Raw genomic sequence first — 22,976 nt, 5'->3', positions numbered from 1 at the left:
TTGTGCAGGGCCGTGCCGGCGGGTCGGTTCCTGCCGGGAAGGGCCATGTGCCGAGGGTGGCATGAAAACTGATTTTCGTATAAGTTAAAATGGTGAAAACAGGATTGCGGCCACGGTTTGCCCGGAAATGTGGCAGACCCGGCGTGCCGGCGCCCGGGAAACGGTCGTTTTCGATATGGGGAGAGGGGGCGGCATGACGGAGCAGGTGGCGGTGAAAATGAGTTTGCATGTCGATGAAAAGGGGTAAATGTCATGGAACATGAACGCTGACGCCCCTTCCGATGCGCGTGGCTCCCTGCTGCGGCGAATCCACGAGACCTATGCCAGCCTGCCCGACCGCGAGACGCGCGTGGCGGACACGATCCTGAATGCGCCCTCCGAGATGCCGGTCTGGACCGCCTCGGAACTGGCCGGGTTGGCGGGGGTGTCCAACGCGACGGTCAGCCGCTTCGTGCAGCGGCTCGGCTATCGCAGTTTCGAGGATGCGCGCCAGGACGCCCGCACCCTGCGCGAGACCGGCTCCCCGCTGTTCATGAAGGGCGACATGCAGATGGCGTCGAGCCATGCCGACCTGCTGCGCGCGGAGGCAGGCGTGATCGAGGCGACGCTGGCCCAGATCGACCCGCGCATGTTGGTCGAGATCGCCGGGGCACTGGCGGAGGCGCGTCAGGTGCGCCTTATCGGGTTCCGGAACAGCCGTTTCCTCGCGGATTACCTGACCGCACAGCTTGCGCAGTTGCGGGCCGATGTGGCGCCCCTCGCGCTGGAAGGGCAGACGCTGGCAGAAGGCATCGCCGGGGTCGGCCCGGGCGACGTGGTCGTGGTGATCGGCCTGCGCCGCCGCCCGGCGCAGTTCGGGCACCTCGTGCGGCTGCTGGCCGGGCGCGGCGCGCGGCTTGTCCTGGTGGCGGACAAAGGGCTGCGCGAAGCGCCCGCCTTCGCCACATGGACGCTGACCTGCGCGGTGGAGACCGCCTTGCCGCTGGACAGCTACGTGGGCGTCATGACGGTTCTGCGCCTGCTGGCCGCCGATACCGCCGAAGCCCTGGGCGACGCCGCGTTGCACCACCTCAACGAGGTCGAGACCCTGCGCGACGCCCTCTCCGAACTGGAACAGGCGCGCTGAGGGCGCCCGGTCTGCCCGATCCGGTCGACGACTGTGCAGAGCGGGGACGGGGCAGGGCCATGCCCGACCGCGTTGCCGTCTAGGTTCGGGAAGACCCGGCGCGCCCGGTCGTCCGGCGCGGGCTGTCCCCGCGGGCGCGGGCGCGCAGGATGTCGCAGAACTCCAGCGCGACGGGCTCCAGCGGTTCCTTGCGGCGCGTGACGAGGCCGAAGCCCGACAGCCGGATCTCCGGCCGTATGTCCAGGACGGTGAACAATCCTGCCTTCACATGCGCCTGAACCACCGCTGCGGGCAGCAGGGCCACGGCCTCGGACTCCTGCACCAAGTTCAGGATCAGCAGGATCGACGAACATTCGATGGTGTCCCGCGGACGCCGCAGGCCCGCCCGGTCGAAGGCCGCGTCGAGCACCTGGCGTGAGGGGTTGCTTTCCGGCTGCAACGCCCAGGCGCAGTCCTGGAGGTCGTCGAGCCGCCGCGCGCCGCTGGCCAGCCTGTGACCGGAGCGCGCCACCACGACTAGCCGTTCCTCCGCCAGCGGTTCGAAGGAGAACACGGTCCTGTGCCGTTCTGCGCTGAACCGCCCGACGGCCAGGTCGAGCCGCCCGGCCTCCAGTTCCGACAGGATGCCGTCGCTGGTCTCTCCGTGCAGAGCCACGGAGAGCTGCGGGCGGCGGGCCTTGATCTCGGCCACGGCGCGGGCCACCAGGTCCGGCGCCGCCCCGGTGATGGCGCCGATGGCCAGCGTCCCGTAACCGCCGGCACGCCGGGCGGAGAACTCCTCGGAAAACCGTTGCAGCCGCGAAAGTTGCGCCCGCGCGTTGTCCACGGCGAACTGGCCCAGCGGCGTCAGCACCATGCCGCGCGGGCTGCGCTCGAACAGGGAGGCCTGAAAGATCTCCTCGACGTCCCGCAGCATCTTGGACGCGGTCGATTGCGTCATGTTGAGCGCGTCCGCCGCGCTGTGGGTCGTGCCGTGATCGGCAAGCGCCACGATCAGCGAAAGATGCCGCACCTTGAGGTTGGCGGTGATGTCCCTGTCCAGCCTGTGCCTCCCCGGAAGAGCAATCGCTTTTCGCGATCGCAGAAGTGGATTGTTTCATTGGAACGTTATCACTGCGCTGGATAGCGTCAACGGTGGAGGAGACTACGGGGGGAACCACGGACAGCATCGGCGCCATGCGGACATGTGCCGCGGGCGTGCCGATCCGCTTCCGACCCCTCGCAGATTCGCGGCGCGGGCGCGTTTGACCCGCAGCCGGAAACAGGGAAAAGAGGAGGATTACCATGAACTTCATGAAAACCGCCGCCGCCGCGGCCGTGACGCTTGCCGCCGTGACCGGCGCCGCCTGGGCAGAGTACCCCGAGCGGCCGATCCAGCTGATCGTGCCGTGGGGCGCGGGCGGCGGCACCGATGCCGTCGGCCGTCTGCTGGGCGCCGAGATCCAGAAGGAGCTGGGCGTGCCGGTCAACGTGGTGAACCGCACCGGCGGCTCGGGCGTGGTGGGCCACAGCGCCATCGCGAACGCCGAGCCCGACGGCTACACCATCGGCATCATGACCATCGAGATCGACATGATGCACTGGCAGGGCCTGACCGAGCTGACCTACGAGGACTTCGACATCCTCGCCATCGTCAACGCCGATCCGGGCGGCGTCATGGTTTCGGCCGACTCGGGCTTCGACAGCGTCGAGGCGCTGCTGGAGAGCATAAAGAGCGAGCCTGCGGGCACCTACAAGGCGTCCGGCACCGGGCAGGGCGGCATCTGGCACGTAGGCCTCGCCGGGTGGCTCCTGTCCGAGGGGCTGGCCCCCGACCACGTGACCTTCGTCCCCAGCCAGGGCGCCGCGCCCGGCCTGACCGACATGGTCGCGGGCGGTGTGGACATCGTGCCGTCGTCGCTGGCCGAGGGCCGTTCGATGATCGACGCGAACCGTGTCGTGGCACTGGCCACCATGTCGGCGGAACGGCAGAACGCCTTCCCGGACGTGCCAACGCTGGCGGAATCCACCGGGTCTGACTGGACGGTCGCCGTGTGGCGCTCCGTCGCCGCTCCGGACGGTCTGCCCGACGACGTGAAGACCAAGCTGATGGACGCCATCGAAACCGCCTACAACTCGGAAGAGTACCAGACGTTCATGAAGGACCGCGGCTTCGGCCTGCGGTGGGCGCGCGGCGACGAGGCCACGCAGATCGTCGCAGACGACGATGCCGCCTTCGGCGAGGTCATGAAGAAGGCCGGTCTGGCGGCCGAGTAAGGTCCGACCGACAGCGGGGGCCGGGGGATGATGGCATCACCTCCGGCCCTTTTCCCGTCTTCCGGGACCAATCAACGAGGACAGCAGAATGCGCGTCACCGATCTGACCCTTGGGCTGTTGACCCTGCTGGGGGGCATCGCGATCTACATCTCGGCCTGGAACTTCAAGGCAATCCCCGGACAGGCCTACGGCGCAGGCACCATGCCGCGCGCCATCGCGCTGGTGACGGTGCTGACCGGGCTCTTCCTGATCGTCAAGGCGGTCATGGCGGGCGAACGGCTGCCGGGCCTGCGGCTGGCGGAATGGACGGGCAACACCGCCTCGCTGATCCGCATGGCCTGCGTCCTGCTGCTGATCCTCGCCTACATCCTGCTGTCGCCACTACTGGGGTTCCTGCCGACGGCGCTTGCGGTGATGGTGCTGGCGATGCTCGTTCTGGGCGTGCGCCTCGTGATCGCCGTGCCGGTCGCGCTGGTCGCCGCCCTGGCGATCCAGCAGAGCTTCGGCAAGCTGCTGCTGGTGCCGCTGCCGCGCAGCCCCTTCCTGCCGTTCCTTTGGTGAGGCCGTCATGTCCGTAGTCGCCGAAGCCGCCGGTCTTGTCTTTCAGCCATACGTCCTGCTGGTCATCCTTGCCGCGGCAGCCTTCGGCATGTTCGTCGGTGCGATCCCGGGGCTCACGGCCACCATGGCCACGGCGCTCCTTGTGCCCGTCACCTTCTTCATGGAGCCGGTGCCCGCCATCGCCGCCATCGTCACGGCCACCGCCATGGCGATCTTTGCAGGCGACATCCCGGGCACCTTGCTCAGGATGCCCGGCACACCCGCCAGCGCCGCCTACGTGCAGGACGCCTACGCCCTGACCAAACAGGGCAGGCCCGAGGCGGCGCTCGGTGCGTCGCTGGTCTTTTCCTCGCTGGGCGGCATCTTCGGCACGCTGGTGCTGATCACCGCATCGCCGGTGCTGGCCGAGGTCGCGCTGAAGTTCTCGTCCTTCGAATACTTCTGGCTCGTCGTCCTCGGCCTGTCCTGCGCGGTCTTCATCTCGCCGGGCTCTCCGGCGCGCGGGCTGATCTCGCTCTTCATCGGGCTCTTCGCCGCCACGGTGGGGCTGGAGAACCCGGCCGGCGAGCCGCGCTACACCTTCGGCAACGTCGAGCTGATGGGCGGCGTACAGTTCATTCCCGCGATGATCGGCCTGTTCGCCGTATCGGAGGTCATCCGCGCCTTCATCCACCGTGGCAGCGACGAGAAGCCGCCCGCCACCGGCAACCGCGGGATCTTTCGCGAGCAGTTCAAGAACATGCGCAAGTACCCGGTGCAGGCGCTGCGCGGCAGTGCGCTTGGCACCGCCATCGGTGCATTGCCCGGTGCAGGGGCCGACATCGCCGCATGGATCAGCTACGCGGTGTCCAAGAAGTTCTCCAAGACGCCCGAGAAGTTCGGCAAGGGCCACGTGGAGGGTCTGGTAGAGGCCGGATCGGCCAACAACGGCGCCATGTCCGGGGCGTGGATCCCGGCACTGGTGTTCGGTATTCCCGGCGACTCCATCACCGCCATCGTCATCGGCGTGCTCTACATCAAGGGCATCAACCCCGGCCCGATGGTCTTCATCACCCAGCCGCAGATGATCTACGCGGTGTTCATCGTCTTCCTCGTCGCCAACCTGTTGATGCTGCCGCTGGGCTGGCTGGCGATCAAGGGCGCGCGGCAGGTGTTGTCCATCCCGCAGCGTGTGCTGATGCCGATCATCCTGATGTTCTGCATGGTTGGGTCCTTCGCCATCAACAACTCCGTCTTCGGGATCTGGCTGATGTTCGTCTTCGGCATCATCGGTTTCCTGATGGAGGAGAACGACATCCCCATCGCGCCCGCGATCCTCGGGCTGGTGCTCGGACCGATGCTGGAGCAGAACTTCGTCACCTCAATGATCAAGTCCGACGGCAGCTTCCTTGCCTTCTTCGAACGGCCCATCTCTGCCGGGCTGGGGCTGTTCACCATCGCCGTCTGGATGCTGCCGCTTGTCTTGATGCTGCTGCGCCGCAAAGGGTCCGGGACGGCGGCCACCGACACATCCAACTGACCAAAGACCGATATGACCATGACCAAACCCGATCTTCTCCTTGTTGCAAACCTCACGCCGCGCGTGGTCGACCAGCTCGACCAGGATTTCACCCTGCACCGCTATTGCGACGCAGAGGACAAGGCGGCCTTCCTTGCCGCCTTGCCTGCAGGCGTCCGCTTCATTGCCACCGGCGGCGGCACGGGCTGTTCGCGCGAGATCATCGAGGCGCTGCCCGACCTGGAGATCATCTCCTCCTTCGGGGTGGGTTACGATGCGGTCGACGTCGAGGCGGCGAAGGAGCACGGCGTCCGCGTGACCAACACGCCGGACGTGCTGAACGACTGCGTGGCGGAGGTGACGCTTGCCCTGATGCTGGCGCTGGCGCACCGGGTGCCCGACAGCCACGAATACGTCCGCGCAGGCCGGTGGGAGAGCGAGGGCGCCATGCCGCTGACCGCCGAGCTGACCGGCGCGACGGTGGGGATCATCGGGCTGGGGCGGATCGGCAAGGCCATCGCCCGGCTGGCGCAGGCCTTCTCCATGCGCGTCGTCTATCACGGCCGGTCCGAGCAGGCGCACCAGCCCTACCAGTATTACGCCGACCCGGTCTCCATGGCGCGGGACGTCGACTGGCTGGTGGTGATCGCTCCCAGCACGCCGCAGACGCGCGGCATCGTCAGCGCCGAGGTGCTGGAGGCACTGGGCTCCGACGGGCGGCTGGTGAACGTTGCCCGCGGCGATCTGGTGGACGAAGAGGCGCTGATCGACGCGCTGTCGAAGGGCACCATCGCGGGTGCGGCGCTCGACGTCTTTGCGCAGGAACCGCATGTGCCGGAGGCGCTCCGGACACAGGAGAACGTCGTCTTGCTGCCGCACATCGGCAGCGCCACGCACAAGACCCGCGCGGCAATGGGCGACCTCGTGGTGAAGAACCTGCGCGCCCACCTGCGCGGAGAGCCGGTCCTGACCCCGGTGGTCTGAAGACGGGCGGGGGTCGGAAGGACAGCAACCTCCGCCGACATGAAAACAGCCGCCGGTTACCCGGCGGCTGCTTCATTTCCGGTTGCGTCCGCACCGTAGGGGTGGGTCGACGCATGGTTTACAGCACGGCCCGCGCGATGCGGATCATCTGAAGAAGCTCGTATTCCGAGTCGTTCAACTGCACGAGCTGACCGTTCACCACGGCATAGTTCTCGTCCGCGCCAAGCTGCGGCAGGCGGTAGAGGTTGATGAGCTCTTCCTGCGTCAAAGCCGCCGTCGGTGCGATCGGCACTCCGTTCAGCAGGTCGGCCGCCTGTGCCGTCTGGTTGACCAGCAGCAGCGAGGTGTAGTCCTCTTCGCCGAGCAGCACGGGCAGGCCGTCGATCAGGGCGTACCGCTGGCCGTCCGGTGCGGGCGCGAGGTTGAAGAGCTCGGCGATCTGGTCCGACTGCAAGAGCAGCAGGTCCGGGTCCGGGTCGACGTCCACACCGCGACCAAGCCATTCGTCGCGGCGCTCAAGCCAGATTTCCTCGTAGCGGTCGCGGTCGTAGGACACCCATTCGTCATAGGTCACGCCCTTCTTGGCGAGGCCCGGCGGCACGCAGGGCGGATCCTTCTTGGCCAGCCCCGGCGGGCAGTTGGTGTAGGTGATGAGTTCATCGTCGGTCACGTCGGACCAGAGAAGCTGCGGCGTCGCGAGGGCCAGCGCGGTGGCCCCGATGACGCGGGTCATGTCACGGCCTGCGGGTGCCGGGGTGGAGACGATGCGCTTCACCACTTCCTCACGCTCGGCGGCGGTGTAGGCCTTGCGACCCTTGCCCGCCTTGCCGTTGCCGTTGCCGTTCGCAGCTTGCGCGACACCGTTTCCGTTGTTCTTCGGGCCGCCGGCATTCTCGGGCTTGCCCTTGCCGTTTCCATTGCCGTTGTTGGCCTGGGCGTTGCCCTTGCCGGGCTTGTCCTTGCCCTTGCCGTTGTCGGCCTGGGCGTTCCCGTTGCCCGGATTACCCTTCCCGGCATTGCCGTTGCCGTTGCCCTTTTTCAGCAACTTGGCGTTGCCGCCACCATTGCCTTTGCCGTTACCGTTGCCCTGCGGTCCCTTGGCGAGCCAGACCTGTTCGCCCTGGGCGACGGTGAAGCCTCCGGCGTTGCCCTTTGCGTGGATCGGGGCCGCGGAAAGGGAGGTTGTCGTCAAAGCAAGCGCCACGGCGCTGCCGATCAAGAACTTGTTCATGTCAGAAGCCTTTCATTTAGTAAGTGAACGCGACAATCATGCCTGTCGTTCCCCTCCGTCGGGGGCATAGGCGGAGCGCCTCGTATCCGGTGTCTGTTCGGCCCCGAAAGCGGCGTGCGTGACGGACGCGAAAGGCGCCAATCCCTGCATCTTCGGTAGAGATTCGATTGGCCCAAGCCCGCAATGATGGCCATGTGCTGCTGCCCGGTCAGGCGACATGCCAACCCGCCTGACCGCCACAAAAATGGCGCCCCCACAGAAATCAGTACCGAGAAGGCCGGGACAATTCAGACCGCTTGCAGCAGCCCTGTCTCGAGCGCGAACCAGACCAGCTGGGCGTCCGTCTCCATGCCCAGTATGCTCTTGATCTGGTAGTGATTGTTGCGGACGGTCTTCTGGCTGATGGACAGTTCCCCGGCGATGCGCTCGGCGGACCACCCCCGGGCCAGGAGGCATAGGATCTCGGTCTGCCGCGGGCTGAGATCGGTGAGCCCGGTCCCCACGCCGGAGATGCGGTCGCGGGCGATGGCCTCGATCACGTCGGGCGAGATCACAGTCTGCCCGCGCAGCGCGCCGAAGATCGCCTCGATCAGCACCTTGGGATCGCTGCTTTTCGTGATGTAGCTGGTGGCGCCCGCCTTGATGGCCTTCAGCGCGAAGGCGGCGCTGAGGTGCATGGTGAAGACCACGATGCGCGCGGTGTCGTCGTACTGGCGGATGTGGCGGATCGCCTCGATCCCGCTGGCCCCGGGCAGGGTCACGTCCATGACCACGACGTCGGGGCGCAGGTCGCGGAAGGCCGCATAGGCAGAGCGGGCGTCCTCCGCCTCGCCCACGATCTTCAGCCCCGGCTGCAGGTCGATCAGGCGGCGGTAGCCCTCGCGCACGACCGGGTGGTCGTCGATGATGATGACGCTGTAGTCCTTCATGCCGCGCAGCGCCCCCGTGTGTCCGGGAGGGTCACGCGGATCCGCACACCGCTGCCCGTATCCTCGAGCCGCAGCGTGCCTCCCATCGCCTCCGTCCTCTCCGACATACCGATCAACCCGTGGCCAGGCGCGCGCCCGTCGATACCGCCGCCGCCGTCGTCCGCCACCGTCAGGACGATGGTGTCACCGCCGGAGTGCAGCGCCACCTCCACGCGGGACGGCGCGCCGTGCCGCATGGCGTTGGTGACGCACTCCTGCACGATCCGGTAGAGGTCCAGCGCCACGGCGCCGCTCAGTCCGTCCTCGTCCAGCGTGCTGTCCAGTGTCAGCCGTGCCCCGCTTTGCGCCTGCCATCCCCCCAGCATGCCGCGCAGGCTGGCGATCAGGCCTACCTCGTCGAGGTCCGGCGGCCGAAGCCTTGCAAAGGCGCCGCGCAGGCAGGTCATCATGGCGCGGATGTTGGCGCCGATGGCATCGGCATCGCGGGCGAGCGCCGGGTTCGATGGGGGCGCGGCAAGGCTGATGGAGGCGGCCAGCGCCGCGGTCGCCGTCAGCATCTGGCCGAACTCGTCGTGCAGGTCGCGGGCAAGTTGCCGCCGCTCCACATCCTCGACCTCGATCAGCCGGCGGGTCAGGAGGCGCCGCGCTTCGGTGCCGGTCTTCAGCTGCTGCGCGAGGCGGTTGACCGCTTCGGCGATCTTGCGGAACTCCGGCGCGCCGGAGGGGGGCACGCGGGTGTCGAGGTCACCGGCGCTCAGGCGATCCAGTCCGCGGACGATCGGACCGACGGGTTCCAGCCGGGAATAGATCGCCAGCGTACCAAGGCACAGCACACCCGCCGCCATCCCAAGCGTCTGCCAGAGCGCCAGCTTCACCCGCTGCCACGCCAGCGTCGCGGCGGCCACCGGATCGAAGGTCACCTCGATCCCGAAGACGCTGTCCTGCGAGGCGCTGCCATTGCCCTTCGCCGGTTCGATCGCGCCGAAGATGCGCGTGACGGTCTTGCGGAACCGATCCGGCGCGACCGGCCCGAACATCTGCCAGCTCGAACAGAGCCGCCGCTCCGAGATCAGACGCTGTTCGAACCGGATGCAGGTGCCCGGAGCCATCAGCCCCAGCAGCTTGATCGACGTCATCTCGGCATAGAGCGGATCGCCTGCGCGCGGCTCCATGTGGTAGTTGCGTTCGAGGACGTAGCCCGCGCGGGTCAGGGTATTTCGGGTTGCACGGTCGGCGGCGTCGTACGCGCCTGCCGCGGCGAACCCTATGGTGATCGCCCCGGCCAGCAGCGTCACCAGCCAGAGCGTCAGAACCAGCCGCAGCCTCAGACTCATGGTGTGTCCTCCCCGATCTCCGCGTTCCCGAGGATCGGGCAATCGTGCCGTCTTGTCGCGGGCAAATTGCCCGACATTCCCGGATTCCGTCGGAAAAGCTTTGTCCTTCCGCGGGTTCGTGCCTTCCTGCGCGGGCACCTATGGGAGGAGCGCATGGAAGATCTGGCACCTGCAGGCACGCTGACGGATGCGGCGCGGCGTCTGACGCAGCGCATGGAATCCGGGCTGATCGGACAGTCGACGCTGGTCGAACGGCTGGTGATCTGCCTGCTGACCGGCGGTCACATCCTGATCGAGGGGCCGCCGGGGCTGGCCAAGACGCGGTCCGTGCGGCGGCTGTCGGAGGCGGTGGAGGGCAGTTTTTCCCGCATCCAGTGCACCCCCGACCTGATGCCCTCCGACGTGACGGGCACGCAGGCGTGGCGGCAGGAAACCAGCGAGATGGTCTTCCTTCCCGGGCCGGTCTTCCAGTCGCTCGTGCTGGTGGACGAGATCAACCGCGCCCCGCCCAAGGTGCAATCCGCCCTGCTCGAGGCCATGGCGGAGGGGCAGGTGACCAGCGGCGGCATCGCGCGTGCTCTGCCGGAGCCCTTCATGGTCGTGGCGACGCAGAACCCGCTCGAACAGGAAGGCACTTTCCCCCTGCCGGAGGCGCAGCTCGACCGGTTCCTGTTCCACGTTCTGCTCGACCTGCCGGACGAGGACACCGAACTGGCGATCCTCGATCTGGTCGAGGGGGAGTTGCGCGCGCCCGCCGGGCAGGCGGTGTCCTGCCTCGACCTTCAGACGCTTGCCGCGATGAAGGCGGAGGTGGTGCAGGTGCACCTGTCCCCGGCGCTGCGGCGCTACATCGTGGGACTGGTGATGGCGACACGGACGGGCACGGATGGCCTGTCGGTCACCGACCGCATCCAGCACGCGGTCAGCCCGCGCGGGACCCTGTGGCTTGCCGCCGCGGCGCGGGCGCGGGCCTGGCTGCATGGGCGCGACTACGCGGTGCCCGAGGACGTGAAGGCTTTGGCGCCGGACGTGCTGTGCCACCGCATGGCACCGACATGGCGCGCCCGCGCCGCGGGCGAGACCTCGCGCGGCATCATGGCAGAGATCCTGAACGTGGTGGAGCCGCTGTGAGGGACGTTGCGGCCAAGGGGGCGGGATCGGGCGCCATGCTGTCGCTGGACCGGCTGGTGGCGCTGGCGGGTCAGGTCGGCCCGGCGCCCGTGGCGGGCCTGTCGCACGGGCGGGTCGCGGGCCTGTCCGGTCCGCGCCGGGGCGAGGGCGGCGACCTCTACGATTTGCGGCCATTCATCGACGGGGACGACCCGCGCCTTGTCGACGCCTCCGCCAGCGCGCGCAGCGGACGCCCGCAGCTCCGCCGCCGCCACGAGGAGGTCGAGCGCAGCCTGCTGCTGGTCGTCGATTTCCGCGCGCCGATGTTCTGGGGCACGCGGGGGCGGTTCCGCTCCGTCGCCGCGGCGGAGGCGGCTGCGCTGGAAGGCTGGGCCTGCGTGCTGGCAGGCGGCCGGGTCGGTCTGGCGATCCTGCGCGACGACGGTATCGACCGGCTGCCCGCCCGCCCGAGGGAAGCCGCAATGCTGGAAATCGCCGGGGTCCTGGCCCGTACGCACGCGGCGATGGGTGCACACCCCGAAGAGATGGCGCCGCTGTCCGACGGACTGATCGAGATTGCCGCACGTGTACCCTCCGGCACGGCGGTCTTGCTGGCCACTGGGATGGACACGCCCGGCCACGATTTTGCCGATATCGCCTCGGACCTGATGCGCCGCATCCGCTTCGAGATCCTGCTGGTGCAGGACGCGGTGGAAACGGCGCCGCCTCCGGGCCGGTTCACCGCGCGCACCGGCGACATCCTGTCCCGCGGACGCTTCGGCGCGTCCCCCACGGCGGCGGTCCTGTCGGAGCGCGGGATAGCGGCCCGGATCGTCCGGGCCGAGGCGGACGAGGTCCTGCCGGCATGACACCCGAAGAGCTTGTCTCCCGTCTGGCTCCGGTGCGTGTCCCGGCGGACTTCGCCCGTTTCGGGCTGCAGGACCCGCTGGCCGCCGTGGCGCTGGGTCTGCTGGCGGGCGTTGTCCTATCCGTGCTGCTGCGCGCACTGACGGCGCCACGCACCCGCACCGTGGAAGACGTGCGCGCCCGGATCGCAGCCATGACGCATCTGCCGCCGCAGGAGCGCATGGTCGCACTTGCCGGGCTCTTGCGGGACATGGGCGGGACCGTGCCATCCGCGATGAGCAACGCGCTTTACGACCCGAATGCCACAACCGATCCCGCGCCGCTGGAAGAGGCCGTTCTGGCCGCCGCCCGGAGGGCCCGCCGATGACCCTCGCTGCCCCGTGGCTGCTGATCCTCTTGCCCTTGCCGCTTGTGCTGTTGCGCCTGCTGCCGCCGCGGCGTGTGGGGGCCGGGGCGCTCTATCTTCCGCCAGCCATCGCTGCGGCGTTCCAGACCGCAGAAGCGGCGCCGGTGCGCCGCCATGCCCGGCTGATCGCGCTGGGTGTGGCGTGGATCGCTCTGGTCGCCGCGCTGGCGGGTCCGCGGCAGGAGCGGGTCCTCGACATCGTCCCCGCCTCAGGACGCGATATCTTGCTGGCGCTGGACCTCTCGGGGTCGATGGAACGCGAGGATTTCTCGATGAACGGACAGACCGTGTCACGGCTGGCAGCGGTGCAGGGTGTCGCCGCGGACTTCGTCCGGGGGCGGGCAGGGGACCGGGTGGGGCTCGTCGTCTTCGGGGACAGGGCCTATGTCGCGGCCTCTCCGACGCATGACGTCAATTCGGTGGCCCAGGTGATCGACGGGTTGCAGATCGGGGTCTCGGGCAAGGCCACCGCGATTGCCGACGGTCTGGGCCTCGCCATCCGCCGTCTGCGCGAGCGCGACGCGAGGAGCCGGGTGATCCTGCTGCTGTCGGACGGGCAGGACACGACGGGGATGGTCGATCCGGTGGCCGCGGCGCAGGCGGCGCGGAACCTCGGGATGCGGGTCTACACCATAGCTTTGGGGCCGGCCGACCTGGCGGACGATCCGAAAGCCCGCGATGCCGTGGACGCCGAAACCCTGCGCCGCATCGCGGAGGCCGCGGGCGGAGAGACCTTCCGCGTCCGCACCACCGACGATCTGGAGGCCGTGACCGCCGCCATCGACCAACTGGAGCCGAGCCTTGCGGCCATGCCGCCGGTGCGAACGTGGCGGTCATATTGGCCGTGGCTGGCCGCTTTGGCGGCGCTGTGCCTCGGGGTCGCCATGGGTCTCCACGCGAGGGAAACGGCGTGACCGGGCCGGAGTTCATCCTGCTCCGTCCGCTGTGGCTGATCGGTCTCCCGCTGGCGCTGGCCGCCGGGGTGCTGATGGCGCGCCGGGCCGATGGGATGGCCGCGTGGCGCGCCGTGGTCGACGCCGACCTGCTGGACGCCATGCGCGGGCGCGGCTGGGTCTCTGCCCCCCGTGTCGGCGCCGACCCCTGGCTTTTGGCGATCGCCTTGGCGTTAATCTGCGCCGGGCTGGCGGGGCCGGCCAGCCGTGACAGCCAAGCGCCCGTGCTGCGCAACACCAACACGCTGATGATCCTGCTCGACCTGTCGCCGTCTGTGACCGAGGGCGGCGGCTTCGACGATGCGCAGGCTGCCCTCGCCCGCCTCGTCGACCTCGAAGGCGACCGGCCCACCGGCCTGATCGTCTATGCCGGAGAGAGTTTCCTTGCCAGCGTTCCCGCCGAGGACCCCGGTGTCGTGCGGGGCCTGATCGCGGTGGCCGACAGCGCGACGATGCCCGTGGGCGGCAGCCGTCCCGACCGCGCGCTGATCATGGCGAGGGGCGCCCTGCAGGACGCCGGGGCCATGGCGCCCGATGTGGTCATCGTCTCCGACGGTGGCGGCATGGGGCCGGAAGCGGTGGACATCGCCCGCCAGTTGGCGGCCGAGCGCGTGCGTGTGTCTGCCATCTTCGTCCCGCAGGACGCGGCCCCCTACGGCATGCCCGCCGCCGCCCCCGGAACGCTCGCCGCCGTTGCAAAGGCGGGCGGGGGGCGGATGGTCGAAGCGACCGAGCTGAGCGCTCTGGGCACCCTGTTGCCCGAACGGCGCGACCCGCAGCGCGATGTTCCCGACCTGCGCGCCCTGCAGTACCGCGATCTCGGGCCGTGGCTGGCCGCGCTGGCGCTGGTTCCGCTGGCGCTCCTGTTCCGGCGGCGGCAGACATGAGGCTGCGCTACGTGACAGCCGCGGCCATCGCCTGCGCCCTCGCCGCCGGTCCCGGGGCCTGGGGCAAGCTCGTGTGGCGCGCGGGGTTTCCGGCGCTGGCGGTCCCGGCCATCGGCGACCCCGAGGCCCGGGCCGCCGTGCTCTATGACGCCGGACGTTTCGCGGAGGCCGATGCGGCCTTTGCAGCCATTGGGCGCAGTGCCACCTACGACCGGGGGCTGACGCTGGCGGCGACCGGGGACTACGCGCTGTCGGTGGCCTATTTCGACGCGGTGCTGTTCGGCGACCGCTACGATGCCGAGGCGCGCCACAACCGCGACACGGTGAACGCCCTGGTGCCCCCGGTCATCGGCGAGGCCATGGGGCACGGGCGGATCGAGGCTATGCTGGCGGAGGCCGGCGTCGGCACCGCGCCCTTCGATCCCGACGCACCGGACCAGTCGATCCTGAAACGCGCGGTCGATCCGCAGCGCGAGTCCAACAGGCGCCCGGTCGAAAGCGAACGCACGGCGGCCGCCGATGGCGCCTGGCTCGACACGCTCGAAGATGCCCCCGGCGCCTACCTCAAGGCCCGGCTCGCCGCCGAGATGGACCGCCGCGTGACCGAGGGCGAGGCCCACGAGGAGGAGGCCGAGAGATGGTGAGATGGCTGTTCCTGTTGCTGCTGACTGCCTTGCCCGCCTTTGCCCAGGATCGCGACGCGCCCCGGCTCGAACTGATCCTCGATCCGCGCGACACCGCCCCGTTTGAGGGTGAGATGGTCCTTGCCACCCTGCGCGGCACCTACCGGCAGAGCATCACCCGCGAAGAGGTGAAGCTGCGCCCAATGAGCGATTTCGACTGGGTGCGGCTCGGGATGGACCGATGGACCGACGAGCGCGTCGACGGGCTGACGGCGCGGGTGTTCGAGCGGCGGATCGCCTTCTACCCGCGCAGGGCGGGCGCGCTGGAGATACTGCCGATCACCCATGCTTTGCAGGTCCTCGGCGCGGATGGCGGGCGCCAGGACATCCTCGTCCGGTCAGAGCCCGTCACCCTCACGGTGCAGCCGAAACCTTCCGGTGTCGGGGATGATTGGCTGCCGCTCCGCACGCTCGAGGTGTCGGACAGCTGGGATGTCGATCCGGCGCAGCTGGCGGACGGGCAGGGGGCCACGCGCCGCGTCGTGCTGCGCGCCTTCGGCGCCACGCCGGAGATGATGCCCCCGCAGCCGACCCTCAGGCAGCCGTGGCTCATCAGCTTCACCCCGCCGGAGGAGCGTAACTTCCAGGTCACGCCGGAAGGGCCGGTGTCCACGGTCGTCTGGACATGGAAACTGCGGCCCGTCACGGGTGAACCGGGCGTCATTCCGGCGATCACCCTGCCTTGGTTCGATACCGGCAAGCGTACCGCGCGGTCGGCAACGATCCCCGCGTCGCCCATCGGATATGCCAGCTTCAGCGCGAACGCCGCGTCCGGCTGGCAACCCATCGGGTCACCGGGCTGGGCCTTCTGGGGACTGGCGGGCCTTGCAGCCGTGGCCACCGCAGCGATCACATCACGGCACCGCGCCCCGGCACGCGACATGTTCCGAAGGGTGCGCCGCCGATGGCGCAGGCGGGTGCTGTTGTCGAGATTGCGGCGCCTCGTTCGCGCGGGAGAGGTCGCAGCCGCCCGCAAGCTGGCCTCACGCCTGCTGGAGGATTTTTCGGCCCTTGACGAAACCGAACGCCTGGCCTGCCTCATGCCCGCCGACATGACGCTGTTCGGGGCCGCCGGGGATGCGCCGCCGCTCCGTGCCCTTACGGAGAACGTCGTCTCTGGCATGAAGGAGAGGCGGTCGGGCGAAGTGAGCGTTCCTGCCGCATAGCCCCTGCGATTGGGCCGGCTCGGAACTTGGTCGCGCCTACAGGCAAACCCGCGTCCGGATCCGAATGCGTTTCCGGCGCAGGCAATGCCCCGCTACGAAACGCTCTTCCAAGTCACCGGGGTGATGTAGGCGATCTGGTCGTCGACGCTGACCATCACCTCGCCATCCTGGATGTTGACCTGGATCTTCATCGCCCGGCTGGCAAGCGCGGCCAGGGCCTTGGCTTCGGCTTCCGGGAAGGCCGTGACCTCGAGGTTGTCGAAGCGCGTGGTGCTGCCCTTGACCTTGTCCCACCAGATCTCTGCCGCGCGGCCGCCGTAGGGATAGACGACCATCCTGCCCGACTTGTTGCAGGACTGGCGGATCACCTTCTCGCTCGGCAGGCCGAGCGCCACCCAGAGGTCGATCTCGCCGCTCAGGCTCTTCTGCCAGATGTCCGGCTCATCATCTGTCGAGAGCCCCTTGGTCATCTCGAGGTGCTCATGCGCATTCAGCGCGAAGGCGACAAGGCGGAGCATCAGCCGTTCATCCGTCTCGGATGGATGGCGGGCAATGGTCAGCTTGTGGGTCTCGTAGTAGTGGCGGTCCATGTCCGACACGGACAGCTCGACTTTGTAGATGGTGGCGTTCAGCGCCATGATACCAGTGTCCCGGGTCCGTGAAGATTGGCGATGCCTACCCCGTGCCGGGGGGAATGGAAAGCACGCGGGTGGCAGCGCCTTGTGGGAGGATGCGTTGAGGGCGCCTTCTGGAACCGCTCAGCCGAAGGTGGCGGTGAAGGTCTCTGCGTACCTGCCTTCCGTCTCGGCCGGCGCGGGAGATTCACGCGCCGGACAAGCATGTCGTCGGGAATGACCTCGCGGGACAGGAGGCTGGTCGTTTCGCCGATGAACGTGTCCCGCGGCCATTTCCTCGAACCGCTCCCGTCTCGCACACCCGGCATCACGTCTGCGTCAAAACCCCGGGGTGCCCGGACGTAAGGCCGGTTCGGGGAGGAACGACGGCCTTCGGGACACGTTTTCTTTCCGAAGCTTATGCGAAAGGACACGAGATGAAAGACTCCCACAGCCCGGAGCGCACACTCACCACCACCAACCCGGCGACGGAAGAGGTCATCGAGACCTACCAGATGATGAGCAACGACGAGATGGTCGCGGCGCTGGAAGCCTGCCACGAGTCCTTCACGGACTGGCGGCTCAAGTCTCACAAGGAGCGCGCCGAGGTTCTGAAGGCCATCGGCCAGAAGCTGCGCGACCGCAAGGAAGAGTTCGCCAGACTGATGACCCGCGAGATGGGCAAGCGCTTGACGGACAGCCACGACGAGATCGACCTCTGTGCGGCGATCTGCGACTGGACTGCCGAGAACGGCCCCGACGTGCTGGCTGACGAGGAACGCAGCCTGCAGGACGGTCGCAGGGGTGTCATCACCAAGGCGCCCATCGGCGTGATCTATGGCATTCAGCCGTGGAACTTCCCGGCCTACCAGGCGGTGCGCTACGCCATCGCGAACCTGATGGCCGGCAACGGCGTGGTGCTGAAACACGCCGAGATCTGCACCGGATCGGGCCTGATGCTGCGCGACATCTTCGAAGAGGCGGGCCTGCCCAAGAACCTCTTCACGGTGATGCTGATCGACCACGACCAGTCGGACGAGTTGATCGGACACAAGCTGGTGCGCGGTGTGACTATGACAGGCAGTGCCAAGTCCGGCAGCATCATCGCCGCAAAGGCCGGCGAGCACCTGAAGAAGACCGTGATGGAGCTGGGGTCCAACGACGCCTACCTGGTGCTGGAAGACGCCGACATCGACCTCGCGGTGAAGACCTGTGTCGCGGGCCGGATCTACAACAACGGCCAGACCTGCGTGAACGCCAAGCGCTTCGTCGTCACGGACAAGGTCTATGACGCTTTTGTCCACGCCTACGTGAAGGCCATGGCCGACGTGACCTTGGGCGAGCCCACCGCCGAGGACACCGACCTTGGCCCGATGGCCCGCAAGGACCTGCGCGAGACGCTGCACGACCAGGTGGAGAAAAGCGTGGCCAAGGGCGCGAGGATCGCAGCAGGCGGCAAACTGCCTGAAGGCAAGGGATACTACTACCCAGCCACGGTGCTGACCGATGTCGAGCCTGGCCAGCCCGCTTATGACGAGGAGCTGTTCGGCCCGGTTGCCTCCGTGATCCGTGCGAAGGACGACGAGGACGCCATGCGGATTGCAAACGACAGCCGTTTCGGCCTCGGCGGCGGGATCTTCAGCCGTGACGAGGACCGTGCGCTGGAGCTTGCAAAGACGCGGTTCGACACCGGGATGGTGTTCATCAACCAGTTCAACCTCGCCACGCCCGAGATGCCGTTCGGCGGCGTCAAGGACAGCGGCTACGGCCGCGAGCATGGTGGCTTCGGCATGATGGAGTTCATCAATGCCAAGGCCGTGACCCTGCCGGGTTGAAGCGATGCGGGGGCCGTTTCGGCCCCCGCTTTTCGATTGCGCAGTCGCATGGATGGGGCAGCCGCGACGCTCACGAAGATATTGTCCCCGTTTCTTGCCTTCCGAACATCGGGGACGGCTGCCGCCTCTGACAGGCGGCGCATGTCCGGCGCGTATGGCCCTCGGCTTTCAATGGCTGGGATCAGACCGATGCCACGATACGTCGCGCCGCCATGTGGCCAAGATCGCGGGCGCGTTCCAGACCTTGCACGAAGGGATCGGTCGGCAGCAGAACCGGGATGGAGACGCAGGTGAGCGTCCCCTGACAGTCCTCCGGCAAAGTGACCGCGCAGGACACCGGGTCGAACGACAATTCGGATGCCTGCGCCGCGAGGCCGGGGAAGAGCGAAACCAGATCCGCCGACTGCTGCCCGCGCGCGTCGATCACCCCGGCGACCTGTAATTTGCCCGACGCATGCGTGATCTCTACACCCCGGCCATGGTCGGCCATATGGTAGTCCGCGTTCAGGCGCACCACGTCCAGCACCCCGGCTTCATGCAGGGCCATCATCCGCCGGACAGAGCGATGCGGGACCGAGGCATAACAATCGGTGAAGATCGGTGTCAGTTCCCGGTTCAGCCGCTCCCGGTCCGCTTCCGTCATGTGGGGGATGACCTCTTCCAGCACCTCGTGCGCCCTGAGCAGGGCCATGCGCCAGGGATCGGCCCTGTGTTGGCCACGGTCCGCCTCGGCGATCTCGAGGTCGAGCCGCGTGGCTTCCCAAGTATCCAGGTCCATGCGATCGGCAAAGAAACGCTCCGCCAGACCGTCGAGGCAGAACAGTTGCAGCCTCTTTGCCAGCGCGCTGTCGATACTCTCCAGATCCCTGACCAGCAGCTCATGGCAGCGGTCCAGAAGCCCGTCGGCGCCCGCCGCAATGGCGCGCTGCGCCGCCTTGCCAGTTAGATTCGCCAGCTCGGGCAGGGGCAGGGTGTAGTACCAGTCCGCGGGCGGCAGCAGTCCTTTGCGGGACATCATCGTCAGGTGGAACCCCTCTGCCGGACCGTTCGTCTCCCAGCGCGCGGCGCTCCCGTCCTCCACGAACCGGCCATGGAACCCTGCCAGCGCCACCGCCGCATCTATCGCCGTCAGCGAAGTGCCGAGGATCGCGACGCTCTCCCCGATGAACCGCCGAAGATCTTCGACGGGCCAGGGCCTTTGCATCCGGATGCCCAGATCGGTAACGTCGCTTCGCCAGTGGTGGCCGGTTGCCAGCACCACATGATCGAAGGTTGCACTGTCGCGTCCGGACGGCGACTCCCATTCTATCGCGATCTCTCGCTCCGGCCTGATATCCAGAACCCTGTGCCGCGCCCGCAAGGTCACCGCGTGTCCCTTTGACCGCGCCCGCGCCACGAGGCCTGCCAGTTGTGCGGTGAAATAGCGGCCGAGCACCACGCGCGGATAGAATGCGTCCGGCCCGATCTCGGCACGGTCGATCCCCATGGCCTGCAACGCCTCCGCGTCGCATCTGGTGAGCCAGTCGTGCAGCGGCTCCAGCAGCGGCGGCAGTTCCCGTCCGCCGATGTTCGCCAGCATCTGCGGATGGTTGATGCCTTCGCGGTACGGCATGCCCGGCCCCACATGGCCGTCCTTCTCGAAGACATGGATATCGAAGGGCACGTCGTGCTCCGACAGGACCTGCAGCGCATAGAGCGTCGTGGGCCCGCCGCCCACGAGCGCGACGCTCGGGCGCCTTGCGGGCGCGAGCGGGACGGCACGCGCGGAGCGCAACGCCTGAAGCGGAGGAACATGGGTCATCGGAGGCTTTCTCGAAGGGCGGTTTCACGATCCATTCGTCTCAACCATGACGACAACCGGATCAGCGCGGATTGGTTCCATGACAACTGGGAACAGGCTCGCCGACGGCAAGTTGCCGCCGCCCGAAAGGAACCGTCTGGTCTGCTTGCTGACAACCATAGGGTGCGAAACGCGGGTTTTCCGGTTCGCTTCCCTAGCTCTTAGCGGAGCGGAGACGAACGAATGCTTCAAGATTCAATTACGCGTCTAGTGTAGAGCGTTCGGCGATCAAGACACTAGCGCACTGACGAAATGGTTCGCCAAGGTACCAAGAAACCCCTGTATTAAAGGGGGAATTTGTGTGGGTGGCGGAGACGAAGGGATTCGAACCCTCGAGACGGTTTCCCGCCTACTCCCTTAGCAGGGGAGCGCCTTCGACCACTCGGCCACGTCTCCGCCGACCCGTTTAGAGGTCCCGGGAAGGGGAAACAAGGGCTTTTTGTCTGTCTTTGGTCAGGTTCCAATTGATGCCGTAACGGTGGGGCGCCTGGGCCGTCATGCACCGGGAAAACTCCGTCGAAACGTGGGCAAAGATGGCCTTTTGCATTTCCTCGATGGTGCGAAGCTGGCTGCCCGTCTGCATGTCGGGAGTGTTTTCTTCAGACGCCGCGACCAAGGCGCGCGAGAGGAACGCCGCCAAGTCACCAAGAGTACAAGCACCCGGCAGACTGCAACTTGCCGCCACCTTCATGTGTACCCGCGCGCGGAAGGCTCATTCCGGCAGGCAGATTTCGGAGCGGGCGATGGCCTTGATCGTGCGGAACACGAGGGCGGCAACCACCACCAGAAGCACGCACAGCAGCGAGGTGCCGGCCCGGTCATGCACGATCGAGCCGCTCAGGTCGGCGTAGCGCATGGTGGCGAGGGTCAGCGCGGCGACGGGGAAGCTCAGCGCCCAGAAGGACAGGGCGAAGGGAATGCGCAGCACGCCTTTCACCTGTATCAGGGCAATGGCGGCGAACCAGAGGGCGGCGTTGTAGAGGACCCGGGCGAAGGCATCGAGCACGCCTCCGTTCAATTGCAGCCAGGCGAGGAAGCCGACCGCCGGAGGTGCGATCAGGATGACCAGCGTCGGCAGCAGGCGGCCGGGCAGCGGGTCGTGGAAGGTCAGCCGGTTCATGACCAGCGTCAGCAGCACGAGCCAGAAGATCACACCGACCGAGAAGAACATCCAGGAGATTTCGGGGAAGCCCATGGGCACGCCCGCAACCGGCACAACCACGTTGCCCACCGCCGGGATGAACCAGGCCGGAGAGATGTGCATCGGCTGGAAGGGACGGCGGCCGATCCAGCCCGATATGACCGCCAGCGTCAGCGCGCCCTGAAGTGCCACGCCCGGCAACCAGAGGGCGAGGGCCGCGGCCGGGGCCTCGGGGCGCAGGGCGGTTGCCATCAGCAGCAGGGAAATGGAAATTGCCGGGAAGAAGGCGAGCTTGACAGGGTGGTGCCACTCTTCGCCGACGGCGCCGGGATGGCGCAGGGCTTTCAGCGCATAGGCGAGGGTCACGCCGATGAAGACCGCGATGGTCAGGGCGAGGGCGGCCCGGCTGGCCATGTGACCCCAGCCGAAGCGCGTCTCGGCAAGGTGCAGGGACAGCGCGACACCGGCGAGGCCCATGACACTGGCGAAGAAGGTCACGGGCAGGTTCTCGAGCCGTGTGCTGCCATGGGGCGTACCGTGCAGCTGTGGTGTGGCGTTGTCCGTCATGATCCGTCTCCCGAATATGCATTTTGCATTTGGAATATATTTGGGCGCGGCGCGTTGACGTGGATCAAGGGACCCCCCGTGGGGGCGGCTTTGCAAGGATGCCGCGCCTGCCGGGCCGTTCCTGCCATTCAGATGCATTGCCAAGACGCGTGCGTTCGGGCGGCGGCTGGATTAGCGTGACTCGCGGAGAGGGGGCGTCGGGCCGGCACGGCTGGACCATGTCCCGAGGTGGAGGAGACACCCGATGGCGGGAAACAGGACGGCGCTTGTCGTTTCGGCGCATGCCGCGGATTTTGTCTGGCGCTGCGGGGGTGCCATCGCGCTGCATGCCGCGCAGGGCGTCGAGGTCACGGTGCTGTGCCTGTCTTTCGGGGAGCGCGGCGAAAGTGCCAAGCTCTGGAAGCAGGAGGGGATGACCCTCGACAGGGTGAAGGCGGTGCGCCGGACGGAGGCAGAGGCCGCGGCAGACGCGCTGGGGGTGCATGATCTCGTCTGCCTCGACCTCGGGGACTACCCGCTCGACCTGTCGAAAGACAACAAGATGAAGATCGTCGACGTGATCCGCCGCGTGCAGCCGTCCTTCATGCTGAGCCATTCGCAATACGATCCGTACAACACCGATCACATGAACACGACGCAGGCGGTCCTGGAATGCCGGATGATCGCGCAGGCCTGGGGCCACGATCCGGGCGCAAAGGTTCTGAGGGCGCCGCAGCTTTACCTGTTCGAGCCGCACCAGACGGAGCAGATGGGCTGGAAGCCGGACACCTTCCTCGACATCACGCCGGTCTGGGACAGAAAGCGCGCCGCCATCGAGTGCATGGAGGGGCAGGAACACCTGTGGGCCTACTACACGCGGGTGGCCGAGCAGCGGGCCAACCACTTCAAGCGCAACTCCGGCGGCCAGTCGGGCGGGCGGGATTGCCGCTATGCCGAAGGGTTCCAGAGCATCTTCCCGCGCTGCGTGGACAGCCTGTGACAGGAGAG

Annotated in this window: 22 protein-coding genes and 1 tRNA gene; 14 read left to right on the top strand and 9 right to left on the bottom strand. The window is 67.7% G+C overall.

What is annotated here, in order from left to right; translation table 11 throughout:
* Positions 1-259: 259 nt before the first annotated feature.
* Positions 260-1,126: a MurR/RpiR family transcriptional regulator gene (locus tag CDO87_RS02740; RefSeq protein ID WP_100930815.1), complete on the top strand. Its 867-nt coding sequence runs from the start codon at positions 260-262 to the stop codon at positions 1,124-1,126.
* Positions 1,127-1,205: 79 nt separating this feature from the next.
* On the opposite strand, the gene CDO87_RS02735 is transcribed toward CDO87_RS02740, so the two are convergent.
* A complete protein-coding gene (locus tag CDO87_RS02735) occupies positions 1,206-2,138 on the bottom strand; it encodes a LysR family transcriptional regulator (RefSeq protein ID WP_254698305.1) in 933 nt (310 codons plus the stop codon).
* Positions 2,139-2,410: 272 nt separating this feature from the next.
* Between CDO87_RS02735 and CDO87_RS02730 the strand changes: the two genes are divergently transcribed.
* The 4 genes from CDO87_RS02730 to CDO87_RS02715 all read left to right on the top strand — a co-directional run bounded on the left by CDO87_RS02730 (position 2,411) and on the right by CDO87_RS02715 (position 6,426).
* Positions 2,411-3,382 carry a tripartite tricarboxylate transporter substrate binding protein gene (locus CDO87_RS02730; RefSeq protein WP_100927335.1) on the top strand — a complete coding sequence of 324 codons (972 nt, stop codon included), beginning with the start codon at positions 2,411-2,413 and terminating at the stop codon, positions 3,380-3,382.
* An 88-nt stretch (positions 3,383-3,470) separates the two neighbouring features.
* A complete protein-coding gene (locus tag CDO87_RS02725; RefSeq protein WP_100927334.1) occupies positions 3,471-3,944 on the top strand; it encodes a tripartite tricarboxylate transporter TctB family protein in 474 nt (157 codons plus the stop codon).
* A 7-nt stretch (positions 3,945-3,951) separates the two neighbouring features.
* Complete coding sequence (locus tag CDO87_RS02720; protein ID WP_100927333.1) at positions 3,952-5,463, top strand: tripartite tricarboxylate transporter permease; 1,512 nt, start codon at positions 3,952-3,954, stop codon at positions 5,461-5,463.
* Between the two features lie 12 nt (positions 5,464-5,475).
* Entirely contained in the window at positions 5,476-6,426 is a 951-nt protein-coding gene (locus CDO87_RS02715; protein WP_254698303.1) for a 2-hydroxyacid dehydrogenase, read from the top strand.
* Positions 6,427-6,544: 118 nt separating this feature from the next.
* Here the strand turns inward: CDO87_RS02715 and CDO87_RS02710 are convergent, their stop codons facing one another.
* The 3 genes from CDO87_RS02710 to CDO87_RS02700 all read right to left on the bottom strand — a co-directional run bounded on the left by CDO87_RS02710 (position 6,545) and on the right by CDO87_RS02700 (position 9,920).
* Positions 6,545-7,657 (bottom strand): hypothetical protein, encoded by a 1,113-nt coding sequence (locus CDO87_RS02710; RefSeq protein ID WP_100927332.1) that lies wholly within the window; start codon positions 7,655-7,657, stop codon positions 6,545-6,547.
* A 287-nt stretch (positions 7,658-7,944) separates the two neighbouring features.
* On the bottom strand, positions 7,945-8,586 hold the full coding sequence (locus CDO87_RS02705) for a response regulator transcription factor (RefSeq protein WP_100927331.1): 642 nt from the start codon (positions 8,584-8,586) through the stop codon (positions 7,945-7,947).
* Positions 8,583-9,920: a HAMP domain-containing sensor histidine kinase gene (locus CDO87_RS02700; protein ID WP_100927330.1), complete on the bottom strand. Its 1,338-nt coding sequence runs from the start codon at positions 9,918-9,920 to the stop codon at positions 8,583-8,585. Before CDO87_RS02700 ends, CDO87_RS02705 begins: the two co-directional genes overlap by 4 nt.
* A gap of 153 nt (positions 9,921-10,073) precedes the next feature.
* Here CDO87_RS02700 and CDO87_RS02695 point away from each other — a divergent pair, with 153 nt between their 5' ends.
* The 7 genes from CDO87_RS02695 to CDO87_RS02665 are packed head-to-tail and all read left to right on the top strand — an operon-like array spanning position 10,074 to position 15,992.
* Positions 10,074-11,051, top strand: a complete 978-nt coding sequence (locus CDO87_RS02695) for a MoxR family ATPase (RefSeq protein ID WP_100927329.1) — start codon at positions 10,074-10,076, stop codon at positions 11,049-11,051.
* Positions 11,048-11,899, top strand: a complete 852-nt coding sequence (locus CDO87_RS02690) for a DUF58 domain-containing protein (RefSeq protein ID WP_254698301.1) — start codon at positions 11,048-11,050, stop codon at positions 11,897-11,899. The genes CDO87_RS02695 and CDO87_RS02690 overlap by 4 nt, the downstream gene beginning before the upstream one ends.
* Positions 11,896-12,264: a hypothetical protein gene (locus CDO87_RS02685; protein WP_100927328.1), complete on the top strand. Its 369-nt coding sequence runs from the start codon at positions 11,896-11,898 to the stop codon at positions 12,262-12,264. Before CDO87_RS02690 ends, CDO87_RS02685 begins: the two co-directional genes overlap by 4 nt.
* Complete coding sequence (locus CDO87_RS02680; protein ID WP_100927327.1) at positions 12,261-13,217, top strand: VWA domain-containing protein; 957 nt, start codon at positions 12,261-12,263, stop codon at positions 13,215-13,217. The genes CDO87_RS02685 and CDO87_RS02680 overlap by 4 nt, the downstream gene beginning before the upstream one ends.
* Complete coding sequence (locus CDO87_RS02675; protein WP_100927326.1) at positions 13,214-14,143, top strand: hypothetical protein; 930 nt, start codon at positions 13,214-13,216, stop codon at positions 14,141-14,143. The genes CDO87_RS02680 and CDO87_RS02675 overlap by 4 nt, the downstream gene beginning before the upstream one ends.
* Complete coding sequence (locus CDO87_RS02670; RefSeq protein WP_100927325.1) at positions 14,140-14,787, top strand: hypothetical protein; 648 nt, start codon at positions 14,140-14,142, stop codon at positions 14,785-14,787. Before CDO87_RS02675 ends, CDO87_RS02670 begins: the two co-directional genes overlap by 4 nt.
* Complete coding sequence (locus CDO87_RS02665) at positions 14,781-15,992, top strand: BatD family protein (RefSeq protein ID WP_100927324.1); 1,212 nt, start codon at positions 14,781-14,783, stop codon at positions 15,990-15,992. The genes CDO87_RS02670 and CDO87_RS02665 overlap by 7 nt, the downstream gene beginning before the upstream one ends.
* 92 nt (positions 15,993-16,084) lie before the next feature.
* Here the strand turns inward: CDO87_RS02665 and CDO87_RS02660 are convergent, their stop codons facing one another.
* Entirely contained in the window at positions 16,085-16,630 is a 546-nt protein-coding gene (locus tag CDO87_RS02660) for a YaeQ family protein (protein WP_100927323.1), read from the bottom strand.
* Positions 16,631-17,043: 413 nt separating this feature from the next.
* Here CDO87_RS02660 and CDO87_RS02655 point away from each other — a divergent pair, with 413 nt between their 5' ends.
* Entirely contained in the window at positions 17,044-18,441 is a 1,398-nt protein-coding gene (locus tag CDO87_RS02655; RefSeq protein ID WP_100927322.1) for an NAD-dependent succinate-semialdehyde dehydrogenase, read from the top strand.
* Between the two features lie 181 nt (positions 18,442-18,622).
* Here CDO87_RS02655 and CDO87_RS02650 read toward each other — a convergent pair whose 3' ends face one another.
* From CDO87_RS02650 to CDO87_RS02635, 4 genes are all read right to left on the bottom strand, one after another.
* Entirely contained in the window at positions 18,623-20,242 is a 1,620-nt protein-coding gene (locus tag CDO87_RS02650) for an FAD/NAD(P)-binding protein (RefSeq protein WP_100927321.1), read from the bottom strand.
* 345 nt (positions 20,243-20,587) lie between these two features.
* Positions 20,588-20,677, bottom strand: a tRNA-Ser gene (locus CDO87_RS02645).
* Positions 20,678-20,687: 10 nt separating this feature from the next.
* The gene (locus tag CDO87_RS02640; protein WP_100927320.1) at positions 20,688-20,972 is read right to left on the bottom strand and encodes a hypothetical protein; all 285 of its coding nucleotides are present in this window, start codon (positions 20,970-20,972) and stop codon (positions 20,688-20,690) included.
* A gap of 21 nt (positions 20,973-20,993) precedes the next feature.
* Complete coding sequence (locus tag CDO87_RS02635) at positions 20,994-21,989, bottom strand: SLAC1 anion channel family protein (protein WP_100927319.1); 996 nt, start codon at positions 21,987-21,989, stop codon at positions 20,994-20,996.
* Between the two features lie 244 nt (positions 21,990-22,233).
* On the opposite strand from CDO87_RS02635, the gene CDO87_RS02630 reads away from it, so the two are divergent.
* On the top strand, positions 22,234-22,968 hold the full coding sequence (locus CDO87_RS02630) for a PIG-L deacetylase family protein (protein WP_100927318.1): 735 nt from the start codon (positions 22,234-22,236) through the stop codon (positions 22,966-22,968).
* Positions 22,969-22,976 lie beyond the last annotated feature (8 nt).

The organism is Sagittula sp. P11 (genome assembly GCF_002814095.1).
Taxonomy (GTDB): domain Bacteria; phylum Pseudomonadota; class Alphaproteobacteria; order Rhodobacterales; family Rhodobacteraceae; genus Sagittula.
This window is presented reverse-complemented; position numbering and strand designations above follow the sequence as displayed.

Bases quoted from the DNA above. Each gene is read 5' to 3' on its own strand.
- CDO87_RS02640 (WP_100927320.1), bottom strand. From the start codon at position 20,972: ATGAAGGTGGCGGCAAGTTGCAGTCTGCCGGGTGCTTGTACTCTTGGT.
- CDO87_RS02630 (WP_100927318.1), top strand. From the start codon at position 22,234: ATGGCGGGAAACAGGACGGCGCTTGTCGTTTCGGCGCATGCCGCGGAT.
- CDO87_RS02715 (WP_254698303.1), top strand. From the start codon at position 5,476: ATGACCATGACCAAACCCGATCTTCTCCTTGTTGCAAACCTCACGCCG.
- CDO87_RS02685 (WP_100927328.1), top strand. From the start codon at position 11,896: ATGACACCCGAAGAGCTTGTCTCCCGTCTGGCTCCGGTGCGTGTCCCG.
- CDO87_RS02635 (WP_100927319.1), bottom strand. From the start codon at position 21,989: ATGACGGACAACGCCACACCACAGCTGCACGGTACGCCCCATGGCAGC.
- CDO87_RS02660 (WP_100927323.1), bottom strand. From the start codon at position 16,630: ATGGCGCTGAACGCCACCATCTACAAAGTCGAGCTGTCCGTGTCGGAC.
- CDO87_RS02700 (WP_100927330.1), bottom strand. From the start codon at position 9,920: ATGAGTCTGAGGCTGCGGCTGGTTCTGACGCTCTGGCTGGTGACGCTG.
- CDO87_RS02720 (WP_100927333.1), top strand. From the start codon at position 3,952: ATGTCCGTAGTCGCCGAAGCCGCCGGTCTTGTCTTTCAGCCATACGTC.
- CDO87_RS02695 (WP_100927329.1), top strand. From the start codon at position 10,074: ATGGAAGATCTGGCACCTGCAGGCACGCTGACGGATGCGGCGCGGCGT.
- CDO87_RS02705 (WP_100927331.1), bottom strand. From the start codon at position 8,586: ATGAAGGACTACAGCGTCATCATCATCGACGACCACCCGGTCGTGCGC.
- CDO87_RS02725 (WP_100927334.1), top strand. From the start codon at position 3,471: ATGCGCGTCACCGATCTGACCCTTGGGCTGTTGACCCTGCTGGGGGGC.
- CDO87_RS02665 (WP_100927324.1), top strand. From the start codon at position 14,781: ATGGTGAGATGGCTGTTCCTGTTGCTGCTGACTGCCTTGCCCGCCTTT.
- CDO87_RS02670 (WP_100927325.1), top strand. From the start codon at position 14,140: ATGAGGCTGCGCTACGTGACAGCCGCGGCCATCGCCTGCGCCCTCGCC.
- CDO87_RS02680 (WP_100927327.1), top strand. From the start codon at position 12,261: ATGACCCTCGCTGCCCCGTGGCTGCTGATCCTCTTGCCCTTGCCGCTT.
- CDO87_RS02730 (WP_100927335.1), top strand. From the start codon at position 2,411: ATGAACTTCATGAAAACCGCCGCCGCCGCGGCCGTGACGCTTGCCGCC.
- CDO87_RS02710 (WP_100927332.1), bottom strand. From the start codon at position 7,657: ATGAACAAGTTCTTGATCGGCAGCGCCGTGGCGCTTGCTTTGACGACA.
- CDO87_RS02650 (WP_100927321.1), bottom strand. From the start codon at position 20,242: ATGACCCATGTTCCTCCGCTTCAGGCGTTGCGCTCCGCGCGTGCCGTC.
- CDO87_RS02655 (WP_100927322.1), top strand. From the start codon at position 17,044: ATGAAAGACTCCCACAGCCCGGAGCGCACACTCACCACCACCAACCCG.
- CDO87_RS02740 (WP_100930815.1), top strand. From the start codon at position 260: ATGAACGCTGACGCCCCTTCCGATGCGCGTGGCTCCCTGCTGCGGCGA.